Source organism: Streptomyces sp. RP5T, from assembly GCF_003933965.1.
GTDB lineage: Bacteria > Actinomycetota > Actinomycetes > Streptomycetales > Streptomycetaceae > Streptomyces.
This window is the reverse complement of sequence record NZ_RSAJ01001057.1, coordinates 1-1,469: the sequence shown is the minus strand read 5'-3', so window position 1 is coordinate 1,469 and position 1,469 is coordinate 1. Positions and strand designations below refer to the sequence as shown.

Below are 1,469 nucleotides of genomic sequence, written 5' to 3'. Positions count from 1 at the left end.
CCCCCGGACCGGGCCCCGCGCTGGTCACTGCCCGTACTGCTGGCGATCCTGGCCCTCGCCGGGGTCCTGTACGGCTGGAACCTGTCCGGGAGCGGCCTCAACAGCTTCTACAGCGCCGCCGTCTACAGCGGTACGCAGAGCTGGAAGGCCTGGTTCTTCGGCTCGCTCGACGCGGGGAACTTCCTCACCGTCGACAAGCCGCCCTTCGCGCTGATGGTGATGGGACTGTCCTGCCGGGTCCTGGGCTTCGGCACCTGGCAGATGATGGCGCCCGAGATCGCGGCCGCCCTCGGCACGATCTGGATTCTGCACACCTCCGTGAAGCGGGTGTTCGGGCACGTGGCGGCCGCGATCGCCGCGCTGGTCCTCGCGCTCACCCCGATCACCGTCGCGATCAACCGGGACAACAACCCCGACACGATCCTGGTGCTGCTCATGGTGGGCGGCGCGGCCCTCGCCCTGCGCGCGGTGCGCACCGACCGGCTGCTGCCGCTGATCGGCTCGGCGGTCCTGTTCGGGCTCGCCTTCAACACCAAGATGCTCCAGGGCTGGATCGCCCTGCCGGCCGTCTTCGCGGTGTACGTGTACGCGTCGCGGCTCGGCTGGAAGAAGAAGGCCGTCAACCTGGCTCTCGCGGCGGTGACGTTGGCGGTCTCCAGCTTCTGGTGGGCGACGGCGGTCTCGCTCGTCCCGGCCGACGACCGTCCGTACATCGGCGGGTCGACGGACGGCTCCGCCTGGAACCTGATCATGGGCTACAACGGCCTGGGCAGGGTCCTCGGCGGCGAGGGCAACGGCGGCGGAGGCGGTGGAGGCGGGGCCACTTTCGCCGGCAGCGCGGGCATCGGCCGCATGTTCAACGACATCCTCGGCGGCCAGATCTCCTGGCTGATCCCCTTCTCCTTCCTCGCGCTCGTCGCCGGCCTGCTGCTGTGCGGCCGCGCCCCGCGCACCGACCTGCCCCGGGCCGCGCTCGTGCTGTGGGGCGGCTGGCTGGTGCTGCACTACCTGACCTTCGCGATGGCCGAGGGCACCATGCACCCGTACTACACGACCGCGCTCGCCCCCGGCATCGCGGCGCTGACCGGCGCGGGCGGCGTCCTGCTGTGGCGGGCCTTCCGCGGCGGGGACGCCCGCTGGTCCTGGGTGCTGCCGGCCGGCCTCGCGGTCACCGGGCTCTGGGCGATCGTGCTGCTGCGCCGGGCGACCGGCTGGAACACCTGGCTGTGGCCGGTCGTCGGGGTGCTGACGGTGCTGGCGGTCGTGGGGCTGTTCGTCTTCCGTACGGCGGGCTCGGGGACGCGGCTGCGGCTGCTCGGGGTGTCGGTCGCCGCGGCGGTCGTGGCGGCCCTGGCGGGTCCGACGGCGTACGCGGCCTCGCCGGCCTTCGCCACCACCGGCGGCGGCATGGGCGGCACCAACCCGACGGCGGGTCCGTCGACCGGGGGCGGCATGGGCGGTCCCGGGGG

1 protein-coding gene is annotated in these 1,469 nt (G+C 73.2%); it reads left to right on the top strand.

From position 1 onward, the window contains the following. Positions 1-1,469 (top strand): glycosyltransferase family 39 protein (locus EHS43_RS44435; protein ID WP_260471013.1); only part of this gene is annotated, 1,469 nt, incomplete at both ends.